Annotated in this window: 23 protein-coding genes and 1 riboswitch; of the genes, 11 read left to right on the forward strand and 12 right to left on the reverse strand. The window is 68.8% G+C overall.

The features are described 5' to 3' along the window. Window positions 1–174: 174 nt before the first annotated feature. The gene (locus tag BS329_RS40370) at window positions 175–2,751 is read right to left on the reverse strand and encodes a glycoside hydrolase family 3 protein (protein WP_076168734.1); all 2,577 of its coding nucleotides are present in this window, start codon (window positions 2,749–2,751) and stop codon (window positions 175–177) included. 349 nt (window positions 2,752–3,100) lie between these two features. Here BS329_RS40370 and BS329_RS40375 point away from each other — a divergent pair, with 349 nt between their 5' ends. Beyond that, the gene (locus BS329_RS40375) at window positions 3,101–3,907 is read left to right on the forward strand and encodes an NmrA family NAD(P)-binding protein (RefSeq protein ID WP_076168736.1); all 807 of its coding nucleotides are present in this window, start codon (window positions 3,101–3,103) and stop codon (window positions 3,905–3,907) included. On the opposite strand, the gene BS329_RS40380 is transcribed toward BS329_RS40375, so the two are convergent. After that, window positions 3,897–4,106, reverse strand: a complete 210-nt coding sequence (locus BS329_RS40380; RefSeq protein WP_143253434.1) for a hypothetical protein — start codon at window positions 4,104–4,106, stop codon at window positions 3,897–3,899. The two genes, BS329_RS40375 and BS329_RS40380, sit on opposite strands and share 11 nt — an antisense overlap. A 38-nt stretch (window positions 4,107–4,144) precedes the next feature. On the opposite strand from BS329_RS40380, the gene BS329_RS40385 reads away from it, so the two are divergent. After that, window positions 4,145–4,519, forward strand: coding sequence for a hypothetical protein (locus BS329_RS40385; RefSeq protein ID WP_076168739.1), 375 nt, complete (start codon window positions 4,145–4,147; stop codon window positions 4,517–4,519). Window positions 4,520–4,597: 78 nt separating this feature from the next. Here BS329_RS40385 and BS329_RS40390 read toward each other — a convergent pair whose 3' ends face one another. After that, window positions 4,598–5,074 carry an RrF2 family transcriptional regulator gene (locus BS329_RS40390; protein WP_076168741.1) on the reverse strand — a complete coding sequence of 159 codons (477 nt, stop codon included), beginning with the start codon at window positions 5,072–5,074 and terminating at the stop codon, window positions 4,598–4,600. 113 nt (window positions 5,075–5,187) lie between these two features. On the opposite strand from BS329_RS40390, the gene BS329_RS40395 reads away from it, so the two are divergent. The 3 genes from BS329_RS40395 (at window position 5,188) to BS329_RS40405 (ending at window position 7,301) form a co-directional block, all read left to right on the forward strand. Next, window positions 5,188–5,919, forward strand: coding sequence for an SDR family oxidoreductase (locus BS329_RS40395; protein ID WP_076168742.1), 732 nt, complete (start codon window positions 5,188–5,190; stop codon window positions 5,917–5,919). 327 nt (window positions 5,920–6,246) lie between these two features. Then, entirely contained in the window at window positions 6,247–6,792 is a 546-nt protein-coding gene (locus BS329_RS40400) for a cysteine hydrolase family protein (protein ID WP_084750844.1), read from the forward strand. Continuing rightward, on the forward strand, window positions 6,789–7,301 hold the full coding sequence (locus BS329_RS40405) for a VanZ family protein (protein WP_076168744.1): 513 nt from the start codon (window positions 6,789–6,791) through the stop codon (window positions 7,299–7,301). The genes BS329_RS40400 and BS329_RS40405 overlap by 4 nt, the downstream gene beginning before the upstream one ends. Here the strand turns inward: BS329_RS40405 and BS329_RS40410 are convergent. Together BS329_RS40410 and BS329_RS40415 are read right to left on the reverse strand one after the other, a co-directional pair. After that, the gene (locus BS329_RS40410; RefSeq protein ID WP_076168745.1) at window positions 7,265–8,956 is read right to left on the reverse strand and encodes a flavin monoamine oxidase family protein; all 1,692 of its coding nucleotides are present in this window, start codon (window positions 8,954–8,956) and stop codon (window positions 7,265–7,267) included. The two genes, BS329_RS40405 and BS329_RS40410, sit on opposite strands and share 37 nt — an antisense overlap. Beyond that, entirely contained in the window at window positions 8,953–9,708 is a 756-nt protein-coding gene (locus BS329_RS40415) for a carbon-nitrogen hydrolase family protein (RefSeq protein ID WP_076168747.1), read from the reverse strand. The genes BS329_RS40410 and BS329_RS40415 overlap by 4 nt, the downstream gene beginning before the upstream one ends. Before the next feature lie 453 nt (window positions 9,709–10,161). Here BS329_RS40415 and BS329_RS40420 point away from each other — a divergent pair, with 453 nt between their 5' ends. Together BS329_RS40420 and BS329_RS40425 are read left to right on the forward strand one after the other, a co-directional pair. After that, window positions 10,162–10,557 (forward strand): VOC family protein, encoded by a 396-nt coding sequence (locus BS329_RS40420; RefSeq protein WP_076168748.1) that lies wholly within the window; start codon window positions 10,162–10,164, stop codon window positions 10,555–10,557. A 39-nt stretch (window positions 10,558–10,596) separates the two neighbouring features. Then, entirely contained in the window at window positions 10,597–11,391 is a 795-nt protein-coding gene (locus tag BS329_RS40425; RefSeq protein WP_076168750.1) for an SDR family NAD(P)-dependent oxidoreductase, read from the forward strand. Between the two features lie 119 nt (window positions 11,392–11,510). Here the strand turns inward: BS329_RS40425 and BS329_RS40430 are convergent, their stop codons facing one another. Beyond that, window positions 11,511–12,020 (reverse strand): SRPBCC family protein, encoded by a 510-nt coding sequence (locus BS329_RS40430; RefSeq protein ID WP_076168751.1) that lies wholly within the window; start codon window positions 12,018–12,020, stop codon window positions 11,511–11,513. A gap of 99 nt (window positions 12,021–12,119) precedes the next feature. Next, window positions 12,120–12,755, reverse strand: coding sequence for a DUF4230 domain-containing protein (locus BS329_RS40435; protein WP_076168753.1), 636 nt, complete (start codon window positions 12,753–12,755; stop codon window positions 12,120–12,122). A gap of 110 nt (window positions 12,756–12,865) precedes the next feature. Between BS329_RS40435 and mptB the strand changes: the two genes are divergently transcribed. Further along, window positions 12,866–14,293, forward strand: a complete 1,428-nt coding sequence (gene mptB / locus BS329_RS40440) for a polyprenol phosphomannose-dependent alpha 1,6 mannosyltransferase MptB (RefSeq protein WP_076168754.1) — start codon at window positions 12,866–12,868, stop codon at window positions 14,291–14,293. An 8-nt stretch (window positions 14,294–14,301) separates the two neighbouring features. On the opposite strand, the gene BS329_RS40445 is transcribed toward mptB, so the two are convergent. Continuing rightward, a complete protein-coding gene (locus BS329_RS40445) occupies window positions 14,302–15,204 on the reverse strand; it encodes a LysR family transcriptional regulator (RefSeq protein WP_076168756.1) in 903 nt (300 codons plus the stop codon). An 82-nt stretch (window positions 15,205–15,286) separates the two neighbouring features. Here BS329_RS40445 and BS329_RS40450 point away from each other — a divergent pair, with 82 nt between their 5' ends. Further along, window positions 15,287–16,510: an MFS transporter gene (locus BS329_RS40450; RefSeq protein ID WP_076168757.1), complete on the forward strand. Its 1,224-nt coding sequence runs from the start codon at window positions 15,287–15,289 to the stop codon at window positions 16,508–16,510. Between the two features lie 88 nt (window positions 16,511–16,598). Then, window positions 16,599–16,667: riboswitch (guanidine-III (ykkC-III) riboswitch) on the forward strand. 11 nt (window positions 16,668–16,678) lie between these two features. After that, a complete protein-coding gene (locus BS329_RS40455; protein WP_076168905.1) occupies window positions 16,679–16,993 on the forward strand; it encodes a DMT family transporter in 315 nt (104 codons plus the stop codon). A gap of 94 nt (window positions 16,994–17,087) precedes the next feature. Here the strand turns inward: BS329_RS40455 and BS329_RS40460 are convergent, their stop codons facing one another. The 3 genes from BS329_RS40460 to BS329_RS45625 form a co-directional block, all read right to left on the reverse strand. Continuing rightward, window positions 17,088–18,422: an alpha-lytic protease prodomain-containing protein gene (locus BS329_RS40460; protein WP_076168759.1), complete on the reverse strand. Its 1,335-nt coding sequence runs from the start codon at window positions 18,420–18,422 to the stop codon at window positions 17,088–17,090. 134 nt (window positions 18,423–18,556) lie between these two features. Then, window positions 18,557–19,540, reverse strand: coding sequence for a LysR family transcriptional regulator (locus tag BS329_RS40465; RefSeq protein WP_076168761.1), 984 nt, complete (start codon window positions 19,538–19,540; stop codon window positions 18,557–18,559). 170 nt (window positions 19,541–19,710) lie between these two features. Next, window positions 19,711–20,286: a tetratricopeptide repeat protein gene (locus BS329_RS45625; protein ID WP_076168762.1), complete on the reverse strand. Its 576-nt coding sequence runs from the start codon at window positions 20,284–20,286 to the stop codon at window positions 19,711–19,713. A 113-nt stretch (window positions 20,287–20,399) separates the two neighbouring features. Between BS329_RS45625 and BS329_RS40475 the strand changes: the two genes are divergently transcribed. Next, the gene (locus BS329_RS40475) at window positions 20,400–20,714 is read left to right on the forward strand and encodes a hypothetical protein (RefSeq protein WP_076168764.1); all 315 of its coding nucleotides are present in this window, start codon (window positions 20,400–20,402) and stop codon (window positions 20,712–20,714) included. Between the two features lie 92 nt (window positions 20,715–20,806). Here the strand turns inward: BS329_RS40475 and BS329_RS40480 are convergent, their stop codons facing one another. Continuing rightward, window positions 20,807–21,994 (reverse strand): cation:proton antiporter, encoded by a 1,188-nt coding sequence (locus tag BS329_RS40480; RefSeq protein ID WP_076168766.1) that lies wholly within the window; start codon window positions 21,992–21,994, stop codon window positions 20,807–20,809. Between the last annotated feature and the right edge of the window lie 56 nt (window positions 21,995–22,050).

Raw genomic sequence — 22,050 nt, forward strand, 5'->3', positions numbered from 1 at the left:
GCCACTTTCGGGACATCAGACGTCCCGAAAGTGGCTTTCGCGACGCCCTGGACGGCGGCCTCGGCGCCTGCCGAAGGTGTCCCGAAGGTGTCCCGAAGGACAGCCAGGCACCCCTCGCGCGCTCACCCGACCGCAAGTAGAGGACGAATTGCGGTCGGGCGGCGGCGCCCGAAGTCAGCTCAAAGTCGAGCAAGGCCTCGCATCGGGGTCCTGAGCTCCCTTCGGCACCCACCGCACGTTCGCGAACGAAGCCGAGAACCGCCCGTCGGTGTAAACCAGGAACGGCGTGTTGATGTTCTCCAGGTCCAGCCCGTTGGCGAAGCACGACACCGGGATCTTCACCGTCGACTTCGGCGCGCCCGCCAGGTCGGTGAACAGCTTGGTCGCGTTCACCTCGGAAAAGCACGGGTAGACACAGTGCATGCTGATCACCGTCCGGTTGGCCGGTGCCTGATGCACGATCGTGTCGAATTCCAGTGCCGCGTCGGCGTTGAGGTAGCCCCGCAGATCGTTGGCACCGGCCGGGTTCTGGAAGTAGAGCTGCGCCGGGCCGGTGCCGGTCCAGGTCGACTTGAGCCCGTCCTGCTGGACGTTCACGTCGGACTGGACGACGCCGATCTCGGCATGTGAAGCGATGCCGTCCGGGCCGATCTCGGTACCGCCCCAGTTCTGCGCGGAGCCGATGAAACCCTTGTACGGCGCGACATCCGTGCGGTTGAACACCTCGAGATCCTCGGTGGCGGTGCCGCCACCACCGGTCGAGCCACAGGTCACCGGGCCGACGGTCTCGTCCAGTTGCCCGATGGTGACGCGCTGCCCGGTCTTGAGGCCGTAGCCGAGTTTGAACAACGGGTCGTACTCGGCCGAGCCCGCGTTCAGCGGCGTCTGGCAAGCGCTCTTGGGCCAGGAGTACGGCAAAGTGCCCTTGAAGCCGCCCTTGACGAGCACGTCGGCGACGCCACCGCCTTCGGTGCCGGGCAGCCAGGCCGCCACGAACGCGTCGGAGCGGTTGATCTCCTTGTTCATGTACAGCGGTCGCCCACCGACATAGACGGTGACGACAGGAGTGCCCTTGCCACGAACCTTGTCCAGCACGGCCAGGTCTTCGGGGTAGAGCTTCGAGGCCTCAAGTGTCTTGCGCGTCAGATCGCCGACGCCTTCCGCGTACGGCGTCTCACCGATGACGGCGATGACGGCGTCGTAACCCTTCGGGTCGGCGTCGCCCTTCTCGTCGAAGGTGACGTTGACGTCGCCGAGGTTCTGCTTGAGCCCGGCGAGGATCGACGTCGCGTTCGGGAAGTCGGCGTTGGTGTTGCCGGTTCCCTGCCAGCTCAGCGTCCAGCCACCGGTCTGGTTCTGGATGCTGTCCGCGCTCTTGCCGACCACGAGGACCTTCGACTTCGGCTTCAGCGGCAGCACGTTTCCGTTGTTCTTCAACAATGTCTGCGACGAGCGGGCCGCGTCGCGGGCCAGCCAGGTCTCCTTCAGCGCTTCGTCGGAGTTGGCGTAGGAACGGTCCGACGGCTTCTGAGATTCGTACAGCCCCGAACGCAGCTTGACGCGCAGGATGCGAGTCACCGCGTCGTCGATCCGCGAGACCGGGATCTGACCGCCGTTGACCTGCGCGACGGTGTTCGTGATGAACGCCTTCCAGTCGTGCGGGACCATCACGATGTCGATGCCGGCGTTGATCGCCCGCGGGCAGGAGGCGTTGGTGCAGCCGGGAACCTGGCCGATGCCGTTCCAGTCGGACACGACGAGGCCGTCGAAGCCCATCTTGCCCTTGAGGATCTGGTTCAGCGCCTTGTCGCTGCCGTGCAGTTTGCCCTCGTCGATCCCGAGTTCGGCGTTGGTCCAGCTGTTGAACGACACCATCACGGTCTGGGAACCGGCCGCGAGCGCGCCGTAGTAGCCCTGGCCGTGGACGTTGATCATCTCGGCTTCGGACGACGGGGTGACACCCTGGTCCTGCCCCTTGAGGGTGCCGCCGTCACCGATGAAGTGCTTGGCGGTGCCGATCACGCCGTTGTAGCCGATGCGTTTGGTCGAGCCGTCCTGAAGCCCGTTGATCGCCTCGTAGCCGTACGCGCGGGTGATGCGCGGGTCCTCCGAGAACCCTTCGTAGGTGCGGCCCCAGCGGTCGTCCTTCACGACGGCCAGCGTCGGCGCGAACGCCCAGTCCTGGCCGGTGGCGCGGATCTGCCGGGCCGTCGCCGCGGAGACATCGCGCACCAGGCACGGGTCGTGCGCCGCGCCGAGCCCGATGTTGTGCGGGAAGACGGTGGCCCCGTACACGTTGTTGTTGCCGTGCACGGCGTCGATGCCCCAGATCACCGGGATCTTCGTCCGGCTGGTCTTCGCCGCGTCCCAATAGGAGTCGGCGAGCTTCAGCCAGTCCTGCTGGGACGCGTGTTTGTCCTGGTTCGGCCACGAGCCGCCGCCGTTGAGGACCGAGCCGATGGAGTACTGGCGGACCTCGTCGGGGGTGATGGCGGCGATCTCGGGCTGCGTCATCTGCCCGACCTTCTCCTCGAGGGTCATTCCCCCGAGGATCTGGGCGATCCGAGCCTCGTCGCCGGTCTTGCCCTTGAACCGGCTCTCGACCTTCGGCCAGTCGGCGAGCGTCGGCAGGCTCTTCTCGATCCGGGCGCAGCCGTCCCGGCCGAGCGCGGGCTTCCCGATCACCGGCTGCTCGGCCGCGCCCGCCGTCGGCGCGGCCACCACGGCCCCGCCGAGCAGGGTGAGGCTCATCAAGGCGATGAGCGGACTTCGGCGCGCACGGGACGACGTGCGGGGACGTCTTGCCATGGTCTGGTCCATTCTGCGGGAGGCGAGGACCGGCCGATCCTCACCGGACAAGGCGGCGGCGTCAAGAGTTTCGGACAGGTGCGGAGACCGTTAATTTTTGCCGTAAACTAAGACTTGACAAGTCACCCGGCCACCGGCGCCGCCGATTGCACCGCTTGGCGGTGTACGGCAGGGCGAACGGGCAGAGCCCGCTGAAGCGCTCGCTCACGAACGCCTCCCGATCCCCGGCCGCTCCGCTTGACTTCCACATTACTTGAGCTTTTACCTTCACGGAAAACGAAGGGAAGCAACGATGACCGTCTTGGTAACAGGGGCCACCGGGAACACCGGCCGTCACGTGGTGACCGAACTCGTCCGCCGAGGGGAACGCGTCCGGGCACTCACCAGGAATCCCGCCGGAGCCCGGCTTCCGGCAGGGGTCGAACTGGTGGAAGGCACGCACACCGCGCCGGAAACGCTGACCGACGCCCTCGATGGCGTCACCCGGTTGCACATCACCGCCACCGCCGGACTCGCCGACGTCGGCGCGGAACTGGTCAAGCGCGCCGTCGAGGCGGGCGTGCGCCGGATGACCATCGTCTGGGGTGGTTACGTCGGGCCGACGGAGCAGGCCATGGCCGAGTCCGGCGTGGAATGGACGCGGCTGGAGCCGCAGGAGTTCATGTCCAACGCCCTGACCTGGATCGACTCCGTCCGCGCCGAGGGCGTGGTCCGCGAGCCGTTCGATCTTCCCAGCGCGGTGGTGCACGAGGGCGACATCGGTGCCGTCGCGGCCACCGCGCTCGTGGAAGACGGGCACTCCGGCAAGGTCTACAACCTGACCGGCCCGGAGGCCCTGACCACCCGCGAACGGATCGCGATCCTCGGCGCCGCCCTCGGCCGGGACCTCGATCTGGACCAGATCACCCGGCAGCAGGCGATCGACCGGCTGCTGGCCGACGGCGTCTCGGTGGCCGACGCCGAATACGTCGTCGGCTGGCATTCCGATCCGCCGATGGAGGCGAGGACCGTGGTCGACACCGTCGAGCGGGTCACCGGGCGCCCCGCCCGCACCTTCGCGCAGTGGGTGAGCGAGCACGCCGACCGGTTCACCGGGTGAGCGGTCCGACCGCCTTCACGATTTGCAGCACCGGCGCGGTGTGCACGGTGTGGATCGCACGCGACGCGCCGAGCCGATGCGTGAGATAGCGGTGTAGCGCGGCGGGATCCGGGCACAACGCCTGCGCGGCCGAGTTCGTGGGCCCGGTCGTGGCGACGACGACGGCCAATCCCTCGTGAGTGGCCAGAGTCGTCGCCACCTCGCGAAGGCCCGCCAAGCGGCGCGCCGCGGTCGCCGGTGCCAGGCCCGCCGCGGCGCGAGATCCGCGATGCCCGTGCGGCCATCGTGCCGGAGTGCGGTGATCAGCGCGTGGTCCGCCGAGGTCAGCGGCTGGTACTCGGCGAGGGTCTCCGGTGGCCGCAACGCTTCCTGCCGCTCGCGGGAATCCTGCCGGCGATGGCGGGCCCGCTGAACGCGGTGCAGCAAGGGGGCGGGAGGCTGGGTATCGCGGTGCTCGGCACCGTCTACCTGCACGGGCACTCCCCCGTGCGGGCGTTCCCGCTGGCGGTGGCCCAGGACCCCGTAAGGCTAGGGGGTCTTGAGTGGCGATCCGGGGTCGCGTCCGTTCGGACTCGGAGCACGCCCCAGCAGCACCAGTCGCCCCACCAGTAGCAACGAGGGCGCCGGTACCGCGTGTGGGTTGCCGAAGGGAACTTTCCTCTCGTCTCACGCGGCGAAGCGCGCTTCTGGCTAGCCGTCAGCGGCCTTGAACCAGGCGCCGATTCCGGCGAGCGCGCCGGGGCCGTAGTCGCCTCTGACGTCGTCGGCCAGATCCGCGATGGAGACCGCGCGCAGCGCCGCCCGCCACTGCGTCTCGGCGTCGGCCATCGCCCGACTGATGGCGCACGGCGCGGTGCACGCTTCGGGCGGCGTCGCCATCGGGCCGCGCTGGCGGATCTCGGTGCAGATGAAGGCCGGACCGGACCCGTCGATGGCCTCGACGACGTCGAGCACCGTGATCTCCGAAGGCGGCCGCGTGAGGACGTAGCCGCCGGCCTTCCCCTGCACCGACCGGATGAGGTCGGCCCGCGAAAGGGCCTGGAGCTGCTTGGCGAGGTAGCTCGGGGAGACGTCGTGAAGCTGCGCCAGGCGCGCGGCAGGCGCGGGTTCGTCGACCGAGGTCAGCACGACGCAGCAGTGCAGGGCCCACTCGACCCCGCCGGACATCTTCACCAGGATGACTCTAACCCGCCTATTGACTCGGACACAACATGTCTGAGTATTATCTCGGACATGAGGTGTCCGGGTTAGCGGGCATCCACCGACGAAGGGCACTGGTCATGAAATTCGCGATCATCGGCGGGACCGGGCTGATCGGCTCGCAGGTCGTGGGGAACCTGAACGAGGCCGGGCACGAGGCGGTGCCGCATTCGCCGTCCACCGGGGTCGACCTTCTCACCGGGCAGGGTCTGGACACCGCGCTCGACGGCGCCGACGTGGTCGTCAATCTGACCAATTCCCCGACCTTCGACGAGTCCTCCCCCGAGTTCTTCCAGGCCTCGATGGACAACCTCGTCGCCGCGGCGAAGAAGGCGGGCACCGGGCATTTCGTGATCCTGTCGATCGTCGGCGTCGACCAGGTCCCCGAACTCGACTACTACCGGGCGAAGACGCTTCAGGAGGACATCCTCAAGAGCAGCGGCGTCCCCTACTCGATCGTCCGCGCCACCCAGTTCATGGAATTCGTCGGCGCCGTCCTGTCCTGGACGTCCGACGACACGACCGTCCGGCTGCCCAGCACGCCGATCCAGCCGATCGCCGCGGCCGACGTCGCCGCCGCGGTTTCCGAGGTCTCGGCGGGAAAGCCGCTGAACGGCACCCTCGACGTCGGCGGCCCGGACGTCTACCCGCTGGACGAACTGGGCCGGATCACCTTGTCCGCCAAGGGAGACACGCGTTCGGTGACCGTGGACGAGACCGCGGGCATGTTCTCCGCCGTCAAGAGCGACGTCCTCACCACCAAGGACGGCGCCCGCATCGCGGCGACCCGGTACCTCGACTGGCTCAAGTAGCCGGACGGGAGGCGGACCCGTGTCCGCCTCCCACCACGATCAGCTCGGCAGCTCCGCCTCGACCCGGGTGACCTCGCGCTCCTGCCGGTGCGAGTCCCAGCCCAGCAGCGGCGCCATCAACGTGGCGTTGTCGTGAGTGATTCGGGTCAGGGCCAACCGTGTCTTTGGCGCCCACGCCGGGCGCGAGTCGGTCCGCGATGCCCAACGGCCATGTCGCGAAAGCCACTTTCAGGACACCAGACGTCCCGAAAGTGGCTTTCGCGACACCCGGGCGCCCGGAACACTCACGAGTCAGCGAATCGAGAGACACGATCTAGGCTGCCGACCATGAGAACCGCGCTGCTGATCGTCGACATGCAGGAAATGCTCGTTCCCCTGGTCTGGCGCGGCGAGGAACTGGCGGCCCGGATCGCCACGTTGGCGCGCCAGGCCCGCGAGCAGGGCGTCCCGGTGATCGCGCTGAGGCAGATCGGCGCGTCCGGCACCGACTTCGACCCCGCGTCGCCGGGCACCAGGCTGAGCCCGCTGCTCGGCCTCCAACCGGCCGACCTCGTGGTCGAGAAGACGGCGACGGATTCCTTCTACCGCACCGGGCTGGCGGCGCTGCTCGTCGAACGGGGCGTGGACACGGTGGTGCTGACCGGCCTGGCGACCGACTACTGCGTCGACGCCACCGCCCGGTCCGCGCAAAGTCACGGCCTGGACGTCGTCCTGGTCGCCGACGGCCACGCGCCGTCGGCCGACGGAGATCCCACCACCGGGCTCACCGCCGGACAGGTCGTCGCCCGGCACAACCTGATCCTGAGCACGGCGATCCACCCCGGCGGGCGGCTGCGCGTCGTGCCCGCGGCGGAGGTCGACTTCACCGCATGATCACGAACTTCCTGCTCGACCACTCCGCCCTCGTGCCGGTGGCGATCCTGCTGGTAGCGCTCGTCTGCGCCGTCCTCGGTCACCTGCTCGCGGGCAGACGCCGGTTCCTGTGGGCGCTCACCGGGGTGTCCCTGGTACCGGTGTTCGCGCTGACGCTGGTGCCCACCGGCAGGACGATCGACGAGATCGTGTGCACGGTCCAGTTCTCCCTGCCCTCGCTGGGTGCGGTGGAACTCCTGGCCAACGTCGCGCTGTTCCTGCCGCCGGTGTACTTCGCCGCGCTGGCCTCCCGGCGCCCGCTGACCACGCTCGCCGCGGGCTCGGCGCTGTCCGCGGTGGTCGAGGCCTCGCAGGCACTCGTGCCCGCGATCGGCCGCGCCTGCGACACCGACGACTGGCTGATGAACACCTTCGGCGCGGTCCTCGGCGTTCTCCTCGCCACCGTCACGGCCCGGCTCGCGAACCGCCGTGCTCAGTCAGGCAGTTCGATGGGCGCGATGTCGTCGTAGACGTCACCCGGTCCCGGATTCGCCGGGTCGGTCGCGCCGCCGAAGTGGTTCAGCACGCCCCACACCGCGTTCAACGCCGTCTGGACGGCGCCTTCGGCCCAGCCGGCCGTCCACGAAACGTCGTCGCCCGCGAGGAAAAGGCCGCGGTGCCGGGCTTCGAGGCCGTCCTGCATGAAATGCGTGAACAGCCGGTGCTGGTAGCGGTAGTGGCCGGGCAGGTTCGCCTTGAACGCGCCCATGAAATGCGGCTCGGCCTCCCACGACACGGTCACCGGGTCGCCGATGATGTGCCGCCGGACGTCGACGCCGGGATAGATTTCCCGCAGCGACTGGAGCATCACCTCGACGCGCTCGGAGACCGAGAGCGGCAGCCACTTCAGCGAATCGTCGGCCCAGGTGTAGGAAAGGCAGATCACCGCGGGCGCGTCCGGGTCGTCGCCGAGCAGGTAGGTGCCGCGCGGCATCCGGTCGGTCAGCGTCATGCTCATCGTGTCGCGGCCGGTCTCCGGGTCCTTGTCCAGCCAGAAGGGCCGGTCCACCGGGACGAAGACCTTCGACGACGCCATGTAGTGCGTGCGCTCGATCGCGGTCCAGTGGTCGATCGGGAACAACGCCGCGTCGCATTCGATGTTCGACAGCAGCATCCAGCTCTGCGCGGTGAACACCGCCGCGGGATAGGTGCGGATGCGGCCTTCGGTGTCGGTCACGGTGATGTTGTTCGGCGCGGTCCGGTGCAGCCGGGCGACGCCGGGGCTCGGGCTTCCGCCGTGCAGTGAACTCAAACTCGTCCCGGCGGGCCAGAAAGCGATGTCCTCGGGCGCGTGTTCCCACAGCCGCGACGGAAGTTGCCTGCTGCCGCCGACGATGCCGCGGTGCTCGTCGTCGGCGCCGGTGTAGACCACCCGAAGGATCTCCAGGATGGAGTTCGGGAAGTCGGTGTCCCAGCCGCCGGTGCCGAAGCCGACCTGGCCGAAGATCTCGCGGTCGCGGAAGGAGGCGAACGCGGGTGAGTCGCAGAGGAAACCGTAGAACGTCTGGTTGTCCAGACGCGGCACGAGTTCGTTCCACAGCCGCTTGATCGTCTTCGCGTCGCGGTCCCGGATCGCGGTCTGCATCTCGGTGAACGCGGCCTGCTCGGTCAGCGTGCTGTCCCAGGCGGCGGCGACCTTGCCGAAGACGGCGGGAAGTTCGTCCGCCGTGCGCGCGTAGTGGCTCTCGCCCTTGAGGTCGACGACGGTGCTCGGCGTTCCCGGCGCCAGCGGGTTCGGGAACGGCGACGTCTGGAGGCCGACCTTGTCGATGTAGTGGAAGAGCGCGGTGGACGCGGGCGGGAAACGCATCGCGCCCATCTCCGCGACGACGTCGTCCGGGCAGCCGGGGAAGTTCACCGTGCGCAGGCGGCCGCCGATCTCGGCGATCTCGTGCACGACCGGACGCAGGCCGAGTTTCATGAGCTCGTACGCGGTGACGATGCCGGAAAGGCCACCGCCGATCACCGCCACCTCGGTGCCGTGCCGGTCGGCCGGAAGCGAGCCGAGACCGGCGGGGCTGGCGAGGAAATCGTCGTAGGCGAACGGGAAGTCGGGGCCGAACATGGTGATCGGACGGCCGGCCGGTTCGTCGTGGTGGATCGCGGTCGGGAGGGCGGAAGTCATGCGGAGAGTCCTCGGTACAGCTCGGGCCGCCTGTCGGCCAGATGGGTGTTTTCGGCTCGGGAAACGAGCAGGGCGGTCCTGTCGACGTCGGCGCTGATCAACTCCGGACCGGCGCCCGCGCGGGCGAGCACTTCACCGGTCGGGGCGACGACGCAGGACCGGCCGCAGTAGGTCAGTTCCTGTTCGGTGTCGCACCGGTTCGCGTAGACGACGTACAGTTGGCTTTCGTACGCGCGACCGGGCACCAGTGTGTCGGCGACCAGTTCGTACGGGCTCATCAGCGCCGTCGGCACCAGCAGCAGTTCGGTCCCGGCCAGCGCGTGCGCCCGCACCAGTTCGGGGAACTCGACGTCGTAACAGATCACCAGGCCGACGGAGACACCGCCGAGGTCGGCGCGGACGACCGCCTCGGTGCCCGGCTCGAACCAGGAGCGGTCGATGTCGCCGAACAGATGCGTCTTGCGGTAGTTCGCCAGACGGCGGCCGCCGGGGCCGATCAGCTGGACGCTGTTGTAGACGTGGGCGCCGTCGCGCTCGGGATAGCCGTAGGCCAGCGCGACGCCGGTTTCCGTTGCCAGCGCGGACATCCGCGCCGCCGTCGGACCGTCGGCCGGTTCGGCGAGCGCGTGGGAACGGGCGCCGATGTGGTAGCCGGTGGTGATCATTTCGGCGGCGACCACGAGATCGGCGTCCGACGCCGCGACCGCGGCGGGGAGTTTGGCGTAGGAGCCCTGGTGGACAGCGACCTTCATACCCACGACGATATCTGCCGTTTCACTGCGCGGATAAGGGCGAATCGTTGCGTATGATCTTGGCAAGCCCTCGGTTCGATGCAGCCCGATGCAATTGTGCGGCGATTTGTTGTTTAGATCACCCACCCGGTGACGGCTCCTCGGTGTTCTCGCCCGGCCGAGCGCCGCCACCAGCAGCACGAGCCCGACCAGCAGCGGCCGGAACAGGTAGAACCGTCCCTGGATCGACAGCGACCAGAAATGCTGGACGACGCTAGCCTCCGCCGTACTCTCCCGCACACAACCACCGCCATGATCGGGCCGCCGACAGGCGGGGACCTACGGCAGGAAGCTGTGAGCGAGCCAGAACGGAGACGTGATTCGCGTGCTCGAGGTTTTCAAGCACGCGAGTCCGGTCTGGAGGTGATCAGGAATCGAGAAGCGGGGTCGGCGCGGTCGTCCTAATCTCGCCTCATGACGACAAAGTTGCAGGTGAGCACCATTATGCTTGGCGTCGAGGACGTCGACCGTGCCAAGAAGTTCTACGCCGAAAGCCTCGGCTGCGAAATAGAGCAGGACTACCCCGGCTTCGTGAAATGCGCCCTCGGCGAGGGATCCCCGTCGCTGGTCCTCTACGCACGAGAGGCGGCCGCCCAGGACGCCGGCGTGCCCGCCGAAGGCTCGGGTTTCCGCGGGTCGTCCTTCCACCACATCACCGATTCCCGGGACGAGGTCGACGAAGTCATACGGGCCGCGATCGCGGCGGGCGCGACCGTCGTCAAGGAGGCCGTCGGAGCCGACTGGGGCGGGTATTCCGGCTACTTCGCCGACCCCGACGGCTACCTGTGGAAGGTCGCGACCGAGGCCTGACACCCAGCGGGCGGTGACCTCCTGCGCGAGACTGGAGCGATGCGACTCGACCTGAACGGGAAGACGGCCTTGGTCACCGGATCGACCCAGGGCATCGGTTTCGCCATCGCCACAGGCCTGGCGAAGGCCGGTGCCCGGGTCGCGCTCAACGGCCGGGGAGAGTCCGGTGTCACGGCCGCGATCGACCGGCTGCGTGGCGAGGTGCCGGACGCCGACGTCGTCGCGGCACCGGGGGACGTGTCCACCGGCGACGGCACCGACCGGGTTCTGGAGGCGGTGCCCGACATCGACGTCCTGGTCAACAACCTCGGCATCTTCGGGTCGCGGTCACCTTTGGACATCACCGATGACGAGTGGCGGCGTTACTTCGAGGTCAACGTCCTCGCCGCGGTGCGGCTGACCCGCGCGTACCTGCCGGGGATGACGAGCCGCGGCTGGGGACGGATCCAGTACATCGCCAGCGATTCCGCGATCGTCATCCCCGCCGAGATGATCCACTACGGGGTGTCGAAGACCGCGTTGCTCGGCGTGTCCCGCGGGTTCGCCAAGACCGCGGCGGGGACGGGCGTCACGGTCAACTCGGTGATCGCGGGCCCGACCCACACCGGCGGTGTCGAGGACTTCGTCTACGAACTGGTCGACAAGGATCTCCCGTGGAACGAGGCGCAGCGCGAGTTCATGCGCCTGCACCGGCCGCAATCGTTGCTGCAGCGGCTCATCGAACCCGAGGAGATCGCCAACCTGGTGGTGTACCTCGCTTCCCCGCTCGCCTCGGCCACGACAGGAGCCGCCGTCCGGGTCGACGGCGGCTACGTCGATTCGATCGTGCCCTGAGGACCCCTTACGACTTGTGGCGCGCTGACAGTCCACAAAGGACTCACGGCCGGATCCCACCGCGTGTTACGCCGTCAAGCACGCGAGTTCACCGTTCGGGCACGCGAGGGCGCGTGACGCTAGTCACGTCGCCAGTCCCGGCCCTCGACCCGGGCCTTCATCCGCTGCAGCGTGATCGCGATATTGGCGCGATTGGCCCCGGCGCGGTCGGACTGGCCGGTGATGAAGATGGCGATCGGGACGAACCAGGGTGGCATCCACAGCCAGTTCGTCACGGTGACTCGGCTGCCGTCCCCGTCGGACCGGATGTCGTACTCCCAGCGGGAAATCGGCACCCGGAACTGCGTGCGCACCCGGTAGGCGAACCGGCGCCCGGGCTCGGCTTCGATGATTTCCGCATGCGTCACCCAATGCCGCCAGCCGTTGCGGTTGCTGCCCGCGAACCGGTTCCCGACCGCGGCCTCGGTCGCACCGCGGATCCAGCGAGCCTTACGAAGCTCCTGGGCACACTCCGCCATCGCGACGGGGTCACTGACCAGCCGGTACACGATCTCCGGTGGCGCGTCGACGGTGACCTCACCGGAGGCGAGCGGCTTGCAGATCAGGCTGTCCCTCGACTTCGTCACCATCGCGCCTCCCGTTCGACTCCCTGAGCCCACCAGCACGAGGTCACGCGGTCAAGAGCGCAATCGCAACTACAGCACGTACGCGCACTTCCCGGTCCCCGATCAGGTCGTCGGCTCCGCGGGGAACGTCACGCGGAAGCCGAGTGCCTGGAGCATCCCCGTGAGCATCGCCTTGGTGTTGGCCTTGGCGCGCTCGAGGAGGCCGGAGTGCTGCGCGGCGTCGGCGATCCGTTTCTCCGCGGCGAGGTGGAACTGCTGCTGGTTCGGCACGGAGACAAGCGCCCCGAGCCGGTCGATCAGACCGCGCTCCTGGCCGAAGACGTAGCTGCGCTCGTTGTCCAGATTGGGTTTCGCCAGCTGAGGATCGGGCAACCGCACCTCGACCGACTTCCGGTCTTCCGAGACGGTGAGGGAATTCTCCACCAGCGAGCCGAAATCGACGTACGCGTCGACCGAGCCCGCCGCCACGAACAGGGTCCGCTCCCCGGCGATGCTCGCGGGCACCCACTTGACGTCCTTCTCGATGTCGACGATGACCTGGTAGTCACCGACCGCGGCGTGATACTGGCTGAGGTCACGCATGGCCTGCAGCACCGCGGGCTGCGAACGGTCCACAGTGGACGTTTCGAACGGGTTGAGCCTCGACAGCAGCCCGGTGAACTGCACTACGGCACCCACGATCAGCAACCCGACCAGGGTGAACGCGCCGAGACGCACCCAGCGTTTCTTCACGCCCATCACCGCCTCTCCAGCGCGGGGATACCCGGCGAACGCGGTCTCGAAGCGTCCCGGCCGGTTTCTCGGACGATCGGCGGAACCGGAGTTCGCGGTTGGAGTAGTTTGGCCGCATGCAAAACGTCTTGCCCGCGCCGGAGAAGACCGGGCTGACCAGCTCGGCGTTGCACTGGGCTGGTTTCCTCGGGATCGCGGTGCTGGTGCTGGTCACCTCCGGGATCGGCCTGCCATCGGTGCTGGTGGTGGCGCTGGGCGTCACCGGGATGGCCACCCTGGTGCTGTCCTGGCTGGGCATCGGACGGCTCGCCGCCGAGCTGCCCGAGCGGCGGCTGTACGGGATCGCGGTCTCGTGGTGCGCGCCACTGCTGGTCGCGCGCCCGCTGTTCAGCGGCGACATCAACAGCTATCTGGCGCAAGGACTCATCGCGGCCAAGGGGTTCGACACCTATCTCGTCGGACCGGCGGAGGCGCTCGGCGCCGATTCGCCGGTGACGCTGGCGGTCAGCCACTACTGGCGGGACACCCCCGCGCCCTATGGACCGGCGTTCGTCGCACTGGCCCGCGCGATCGCCCACCTCGCCGGGGAAAACTTCGTCCCGACCGTGCTGCTGCACCGGCTGCTGGGGCTGGCCGGTATCGCGCTCATGGCGTGGGCGCTCCCCCGGCTCGCCCGCCGCGTCGGCGTCTCGCCGTCGATCGCGCTGTGGCTGGCCCTGCTCAACCCGCTGGTGCTGTGGCACATCGTCGCGGGCGTGCACAACGACGGGCTCATGGTCGGGCTGATGGTCGCCGGGCTGGAACTCGTCCTCATGGGCGCGGCGAAGTCCGGCGCCGCCCGCCCGGCGCTGATCGCGGCGGGCGTGATCGCGGTGAGCGCCGCCGCGAACATCAAGATCGTGGCCGTCGCGGGTCTGCTGTTCGTCGGCGTCGACCTGTTCCGCCGGGCGACACCCGCCGGACGGGTGGCGGTGGCGCTCGGGCTGCCCGCCGGATTCGCCGCGGTCACCGTGGCGATCTCAGTCGGCAGCGGGCTCGGTTTCGGCTGGATCCGCGTGCTCTCCGGGGTTTCCGGCCAGGTCCACAGCTGGATGGCGCCCACCAACGAACTCGGTTTCCTCGTCGGCGGGGTCGGCAAGATCTTCGGCGCGGACCTCACCGACGATGCCATCAAGGTGTTCTCGCTCATCGGCGCGATCCTCGGCCTCGCCGTCGGGGCCAGGCTGTTGTGGCACACCTACCGCGAGAAGACGCACCCGCTCCACGGCGCGGGACTGACCTTCGCCGCGATGCTGGTCCTCGGGCCGGTCGTGCAGCCGTGGTATCTCCTGTGGACGGTCGCGCTGCTCGCCGTCAGCCTCACCACCGGCCGGGGGCGGTGGATCCTCGCCGGGGTCAGCGCGGTGTTCGGTGTGCTGCTCCCGCCCGCGAACGGCGGTGCCGTGTCGCTGGCACTGGGCTACCTGATCGCCGTCGCGCTCATCGGCGGGACCTTGTTCTTCTTGAAGCGGGAGAACCTGTTGCCGGAGATCAGGACGCGGTGAAGCCGGGTTCAGGTCCGGACCGGGATGGCGATGGAGAACTCCCCGCCGTCGATCAGGTCGAGCAGGAGGCGGGCCGCCGGACCGGGTGGCCGCTCACCCCTCGTGGCGATGGTCAGCGGCCAGACGAGGCCGGGCTCATCGAGCGGGATCGTCCTGGCCCCTGACAACAGCCGGAGGTCGGGGACCACCGCGATGCCGAGCCCCGCCGCCACATAGGCGGGTACCGCGCGCAGATCGGCGACCTCGACGATGACCCGCCGCGGGGCCCCGATCGCCTCGAACGCGCGGTCCAGGGCGACCCGGTTGCCGAAGCCGCGCGGATTGTCCACGAACGACTCGTCCGCGAGGTCCGCCAAGGTCAGCGACCGGCGGTTTTCCAGCCGGTGGCCGTCCGGCAGCACGGCGACGAACGGCGCCGCCCCGACCAGCTTGGTGTCGAGCCCGGCGAGATCGGACTCGGGCAGGCCGAGCAGGGCGACGTCGAGCCTGCCCTGGCGCAGGTCTTCGGCCAATCCTGTCGATCCGGTGATCGACACCGTGACGTGCAGGTCGACCAGCGGGTACCGCCGATGGAACGCGCCGAGCAGATCGGGCAGGTCGAGGTCGCCGACGCTGGTCAGGGTCCCGACGCGAAGACTGCCGCGCAGACCGGCGGAGGCGTCGGCGACCACTTCGCGCGCTCTGCCGAGCGCCTCCAGCGCGGCCTTGGCCTCGGGCAGGAACACCTTGCCCGCCGGGGAAAGCTCGACCCGCCGCGTCGACCGGTCGAACAGTTTGACGCCCAGTTCGCCTTCGAGCGCCTGGATCGTCGCCGACACGGTGGACTGCACCGCGTACAGCCGTCGAGCAGCGCGGGTGAAGCTGAGTTCCTCGGCGACGGCGACGAAGCATTCGAGCTGACGTGTCTCCACGCCACCGATTATCGCAGTTTGGGATAACTGTGACCAGCATTGTTCGTTGGACTTGGATGATCGGGGGACTCACAGTGGAAACATGTTGAACACCGTCACCCTCCCCCGTCCCGCGTTCCGGCCAATCAGCCACGGTCGCGGCTTCTGGGTCGTCGCGGCCGCCTACGCCGTCTCGCTGGCTTTCTCGACCGTTCCCACCCCGCTTTACGTGCTCTACCAGCAACGTGACGGCTTCCCGACCTACGTCGTGACCATCGTGTTCGCGGCATACGCGGTGGGCGTGATGGCCAGCCTGTACCTCGCCGGGCATGTCAGCGATTGGCTGGGACGACGGCGGGTGATCCTCGCCGCGACCCTGGCGCAGGCACTTTCCGCGACGCTCTTCCTGGCGTGGCCGGACGTCCCCGGGCTGATCCTGGCCAGGCTCGTCGGCGGCGTGGGGATCGGCGCGCTGACCGCGACCGCCACCGCCCATCTGTCCGAACTGCGCGCCGTGGCCCGGCCGCGCGAAGACCACGGCCGCGCGGGGCTGATCGCGACCGTGGTCAACATGGGCGGCCTGTCGCTCGGGCCGCTGTTCGGCGGGGTGTTCGCGAGCTACTCGGCCGAGCCGCTCGTCACGCCGTTCGTGTTCTTCCTGGTTCTGCTGGTGGTCTCGGCCATCGCGGTCGCGCTCGTCCCGGAAACGGTGGAGCGCGCCGAGGAACGGCCCGCGTACCGGCCACAACGTGTCTCGCTGCCGTCGAGCGCGCGGCCCGCGTTCTTCGGCGCGGCGATCGGCGCCTTCGCGGCCTTCGCGATCACGGGTCTGTTCATGGCGCTGACGCCGACACTGCTGGCGCAGGGTTTGCACGAGAGTTCACGGCTGCTGGCCGGTCTCGCGTCGTTCTCCGTGTTCCTCGCGGCCGCCGCCGCGCAGGTGGTCTTCGCCGGTTTGGCCAGGCGTGCCCAGCTTCGGCTCGGCCTCGTGCTGATGGTGTCCGGCCTGGTGGCGTTGCCGGTCGCGGTGACGACGTCCCAGCTGTGGCTCTTCCTCGCGGGCGGGGTCGTGGCGGGTGCCGGTGTCGGGCTCGGTTTCCGCGCCTCGGTGGCCACCGTCGCCGCCCTCGCCGAACCGCCGGTGCGCGGCGAAGTACTCGCGGCCCTGTTCCTGGCCGCCTACGCCGGACTGGTCCTGCCCATCCTTCTCGTCGGCATCGCGCTGGTCTGGCTGCCGAGCGCGTGGGCGCTGATCGGGTTCTCGGTGCTGGAACTGGGTTTGCTCGCCTGGTCGGCACCCAAGGTGCTGGCAGGGCGCCAAAACTGAGGCCCTGACCGTCCACAGTGGCGCGTCCGCGTGGGTGACCCTCGTCAAACCCGCGGGCGCCCCGCACCGGCGGTGTGCGACCCTGGGTGCGGAACCTCGTGATCGAGGTCCCCGGACGAGTGGGTGCCGTACCCGGCCAGCGACAAGACGGCGCTCTGGGAGCGCGTCATGTCCTGGCTTGTGCTGATCGTTTCGGGTGTGCTGGAAGCCGTGTGGGCCACCGCCCTCGGCAAGTCCGAAGGGCTGTCCCGGCCGACGCCGTCGGTGATCTTCGGCGTGACGCTGGTGGCGAGCATGGTGGGTCTCGGTTACGCGATGAAGGATCTCCCGGTCGGCACCGCCTACGCGGTCTGGGTCGGGATCGGGGCGTCGCTCACCGTCGGCTACGGCATGTGGTCGGGCGCGGAAACCGCGTCACTGGCCAAAATTCTGCTGATCGTGGGGATCGTCGCATGCGTGGTGGGGCTGAAAGTCCTGCACTGAAACCCCGGAAAAGGGACCGCCCCCGACGCACGGACGACGTCGGGGGCGGTCGGGTCCGGGCGCACCCCTGCGTGTGGCCCGGACGGCTAGGCGGTCAGGAGCGCGCCCAGAGGGCGGGGACGTTCGGCGGCTCCCAGCCGGCCTGAGCGGTGTGGCCCTGCAAGGCCCGGTACGAAGTGCCGTTGTAGGTGACCGTCGCACCCGCGGCGTAGGTGGTTCCGGCCGCCCAGGTTCCGGTGGGCGGGTTCGACGTCGTCGGGCCGGTCGGCGTCGTGGTGGTGGTGCTGGACGGCGGGTTCGAGCCGGAGGTCACCAGCCGCAGGCTGTAGACGCTCAGGATCTCCGAGATCGGCTGGAAGTAGAACGTGCCGCCCGAACTGCAGTTGCCGGAACCGCCGGAGGTGACACCCTGTGCCTGGTCACCCGCGAGCCAAGAACCGCCCGAGTCTCCCGGCTCGGCACAGGCGTTGGTCCGGGTGAGACCGGAAACGGTGCCCTGCGGGTAGTTCACCGAGGCGTTCTTCTGCTGGATGGTGCCGCAGTGCCAGCCGGTCGTGGAACCGGAGCGGCAGACCGAAGCGCCGATCGCGGCCTCCTGCGAGCCAGCCACCGGCACGGTGCCCGGGTAGCGGTTCACCAGCGGACGCGGGGTGTTGCCCGCGTCCACGCGAACCCATCCGTAGTCGTTGCCGGGGAAGCTGGAGCCCGCGACGCTCCCGCTCGGGTTCGAGGTTCGCGTGCCGGTGGTGCCGCAGTGCCCGGCGGTCACGAAGCCGCCCTCGACCGAGAAGCCGATCGAGCAGCGGCCCGAGCCGAAGGTGTAGGCGTTGCCGCCGATGACGTCGATCAGCGGGAGCGGGCTCTCGGTGCTGGCCTCGACCCGCACCGCGTCGGCCCGCACGCCGGAGGCGGTGGCCCACGACTTCGCGGCGGCCTCGGTGCCGGCGTTGGCCAGTACGACGATCGAGTTGGTGGTGGCGTCGACGTACCAGCCGGGCACGGACTTCGGTGCGCTGGTTCCCTTGGCGTCCAACGAGAGTTTCGCCGCGTCGAGCTGGGCGGCACTCCGCGCGACGGTCTTCGGGGTCGCGCCCGCCTCGCGGACGGTGCTCTCCAGCGCGGCGTCGGTGACCGCGACGGTCAGCGTGGTCCCGGCCGCGTCCAGCCATGATCCCGCGTAGGACGAACCGAGCCGGGTCTTGAGGGCGCTGTCGGCGCGGGCTGCGGTCTGCTCACCGGCGAGTCGGGTCCTGGCCTGCTCCGGGCTGATCTTCAGGTCGCGCGACAAGGCGGCGACGATCTCCGACTGGACCTGGTCGGCCGGCGAGACGGCCTGGCCGGCGCTGGCGCTCGGCGTCAGCGCGATGGCCGTGACCAGGCCGGCGCCCGTGATGGCCGCCGCGGCGGCCGCTACGATCTTCCGGTTCATTTCAGGCGCTTTCTCAAGACGTACGGGAAGGGGATCTCGTCCCCGACCGTACGAGGCGCCTCACGCAAAAGGTACATACCATTTAGGTCATACCCACCCCAATGGACTGGACCTATTACCGGTATTGCCGCAGGTCAGCGTACCCCCGCGTCCGTGTAGTCGACACCGTAACCGGGGTTCAACTCAAGGTACTTCGAGTAGGTCGGCCGCCGGTCGATCAGTTCGCCGTACACCGCGCGGGACAGGGCGATCATCTCCGCGGCGAACGGCCCCATCTCCCCTCGCTCCGACCAGCCGACGAGATTCCGCCAGCTCAGCGGATTCCCCGCGATCGGGACGGCGACGATTCCCGGGATCTCGTGGAACAGCGGCTGGCACAGCACCACCGCGTGTCCCGATTCGACCATCTCGATACAGGTCAGCACATCGGTCTCGTACAGCGAACGCGGCGTGAACCCCGACCGGGCGCACGCGGACGCGAAACAGTCGCCGAAGCATCCGTCTCCCGGTGTCGCGCACCATCGTTCGTCCGCCAGCGCGCCGAGTTCCACCTCGTCGTGCTGGGCACGTTCGTCGCGCGCCGACATCAGCACGAACACCGGATGATGCGCGAGCGTCCGCCACCGGACGCCGGGCTCCGGCGGCGGCCCGGCGTCACCGCAAACGCCGACGAAGGCGAAGTCCAGCGCGCCCTCGGCGGTCATGTCCGCGAGCTTGTTGGCCGACCACGAGGTATGCGTGGCGACATGGATGTCGGGATGGGTGGTGCCGAGTCGCTGCAGGAGCGCCCCGAGCATCGGCCCCGTCGCCGAGCCGAGCCGCAGGGTCACCGGTTCGGCGGTGCCGGTGTGCTGGGCGAGGCGGGCCGCCTCGTCGTGCAGCGACGACACGGCGGGGAGCACCATCTTGGCCCGGTCGAGGACGAGGAGGCCGAGCGCGGTCGGCCTGGTCCCCGTGTGATCGCGCAGGAAGAGCTTCCCGCCGAGCGTCCGTTCGATGCGTTTCAGTTGTGCGGTCAAAGCGGGCTGCGCCATTCCGAGCGTGTTCGCCGCTTTGGTGATACTCCCGAGTTCGGCGATCGCGCACATGATGCGCAGGTGGCGCAGTTCCAGCTCCATCCCTCTACGTTAGAGCGGTAACTGGACTGGACCAAGTGAAGAAATGCTCCGAATGGCTCGCGTCGTTCCGGCACCGGCGGTACCCGGGAGGGGTTTCCGGCGCCCGCCAGGGGGCCTGACCAGGCACTAACACCAGGAAACGTTCCGGCCGCCGAGAAATGCCATCGATGTCAGGAATTCGGCACCGGATCCCGGGAACGTGAAGGAATCCCGGACGAGAGGGTGCTCGACCGATACGGTCCACCTCGGAGCCGACGGCGACGAGGGGGTTTCGGGGCGGGCGTTCCTCGGCGAGGCGGAGGCGTTGTGGGACAGCGCCGAACCGTACGACCTGAGCGCCGATGATCCGGGCCCAGCGCGTCGGCCCGCGCCGTTTCGAACATCTTGATCGCCAACGGCAGATCACCCCCGGTTCCGTGGGCGTAGGCCAGATCGTTCCGTGAATTCAACGTGTCTTGATGATCGTTTCCGAATATCCGCTCCCGAGCGGCCAGCGTGCGCTCGCACAACTCGATCGCACGGACCAGGTGACCCGCGGTTTCACAGGCCCCCGTCGACCAGGCCTCGTAGCCGACGGACCACACCGCCACCCGGTCGAAGTCCTCGCCGAGCCACGCGGGCCAGAACGACGTCGGCGACCCGTCCGCCCCTGCCTTCCGGGCGTCCCCGTCCAGCGCGGCCTGCTCCGGAACCCGGACCTCGATGATCTCGGGCGATCCCCCACCTCCGGTTCGTGCCGCCGTCACCGGAGGTCGGGCGCCCGGCGCTCGCCGCTACGCGATAACGGTTCGGGAACGAGCGCCCGTCAGCTCCTCGTCTTTCTCGTAGAGTGCCTTTTTCCGTGCCCAGGGGAGGGTTCGTGTACATCCACGCCAGACGCCGATCCATCAGTTTCAGCGGCCGGACGATCACGATCAAGGCCGCCGTCAAAGGACTCGGCACCAGAAAGCACACGTTCACTGTCGGGAAGATCAGTGGTCTCAAGAACATTCCGCCGACGGCGTTCAAGCCGGGGAAGCTCGTCTTCGACGTGCCCGGCGCCTCCAAGGCTGTCGTCGAGGACGTGCCCATGTACGCCGACAAGGTGGACATGAACACCTTCACCTACGGCGGGATGGACTCCAAGCACGTGAAAATGCTCGAAGCGGCGATCAGGAAGGCGATGAGCGGCTGAGGCGATCAACCCGGCACTCACGTCTCCGAGCACGTGAGAGTTCGGTGAGCCAGGCAGGAATCGGGACGGCGAGTGTCCCGATTCCTGCCTCGTCACGAAGTCTTCGACTTGCGGTTCAAGAACGCCGACGCTCCCACGCCATGCGCGATCACACTCGCCAGCACCGTGACCGCCATGACGCTCAACGCGACGTCCGCCGCGTCCCCGTCAAGTGAGTTGTAGGCCAGCAGACCGAACACGATCGACGCCGCGCCGCGCGGCGCCAGCAGGCCGACGGTCATCCGGTCCCGCCACCGGAAATCCGTCCGCAGCAAGGTGAGCAGTACCGGGATCAGCCGCGCGACGGTCAGCGCGACGACGCTGACGATCACCACGCCCCAGGTGAGGCCGAAGGACAACACCAGCACCGCGGTACTGCCGAAGACGAACCACATCAGCAGCCCGCACAGCGAACTGACGTCTTCGGCCAGCCCGAGTTCGTCTTCACTCGGGTGCCGGGCGGTCTTGTAGGCGATCCCGCAGATGAACGCGGCGACGAAACCGTTGCCGCCGATCGCGACGGCGGCGGTGTAGGTCAGCAGCGGCAACGCGACCGCCGCCACCCGCGCGGAATGCCGCGTCGACCAGCCGTGCTTGCCCGTCACGTTCATCGCCACCGCGGCCACCGCGCCGATCACGGAGCCCGCCAGCACGGCCAGCAGCGCCGCGGGGATCGCGGCCTGCAACGCTTCACCCGGCGTGTTCGCCTGGTGATTGCTCCCCGCGAGGGTGAGCGCGAAGATGAACACCGGTGCGACGACGCCGTCGTTGTAGCCGCTTTCGACGTTCAGCAGATGCCGCACACGTTCGGGCACCCGGACGTCGTGCACCACCGACGTCGCCGGCGCGAAGTCCGTGGGGGCGATGATGCAGGCGATGAGCAGCACCACCGTCCACCCGAGACCCGGCAGCGCCAGCAGGCCGGCGCCCATCACGATCAGGATCGTCAGCGGCAGCGCGATCAGCAGCAGCCGCACCGCGGTCTTGCCGTCGTGGCCGAGGTAGCCGCCCTTGACCGCGGTGGCGTCCACGAACAACAGCAGCGCGAGGATCAGTTCCGCGGCGTTGAGGGCGATCTCGGTGTTGAGCCCGTTGCCGAGGTCGTTCCGGGTGCTGAACCCGATCGCCAGCCCCGCCACGACCATCGCCATCGGCGCGGTGATCTGCCACCGCTCCAGCCGTGCCGCCGTCATCGTCCAGGCCAGCACGACGACCGCGCCGACGAGCACGCTCTGGATCATCTACCCCGCCCCTCGTTCCCGGTGGACTCCCCTGCCACCGGGAACGAGCATAGAGG

This window comes from Amycolatopsis coloradensis, assembly GCF_001953865.1.
Classification (GTDB): domain Bacteria; phylum Actinomycetota; class Actinomycetes; order Mycobacteriales; family Pseudonocardiaceae; genus Amycolatopsis; species Amycolatopsis coloradensis.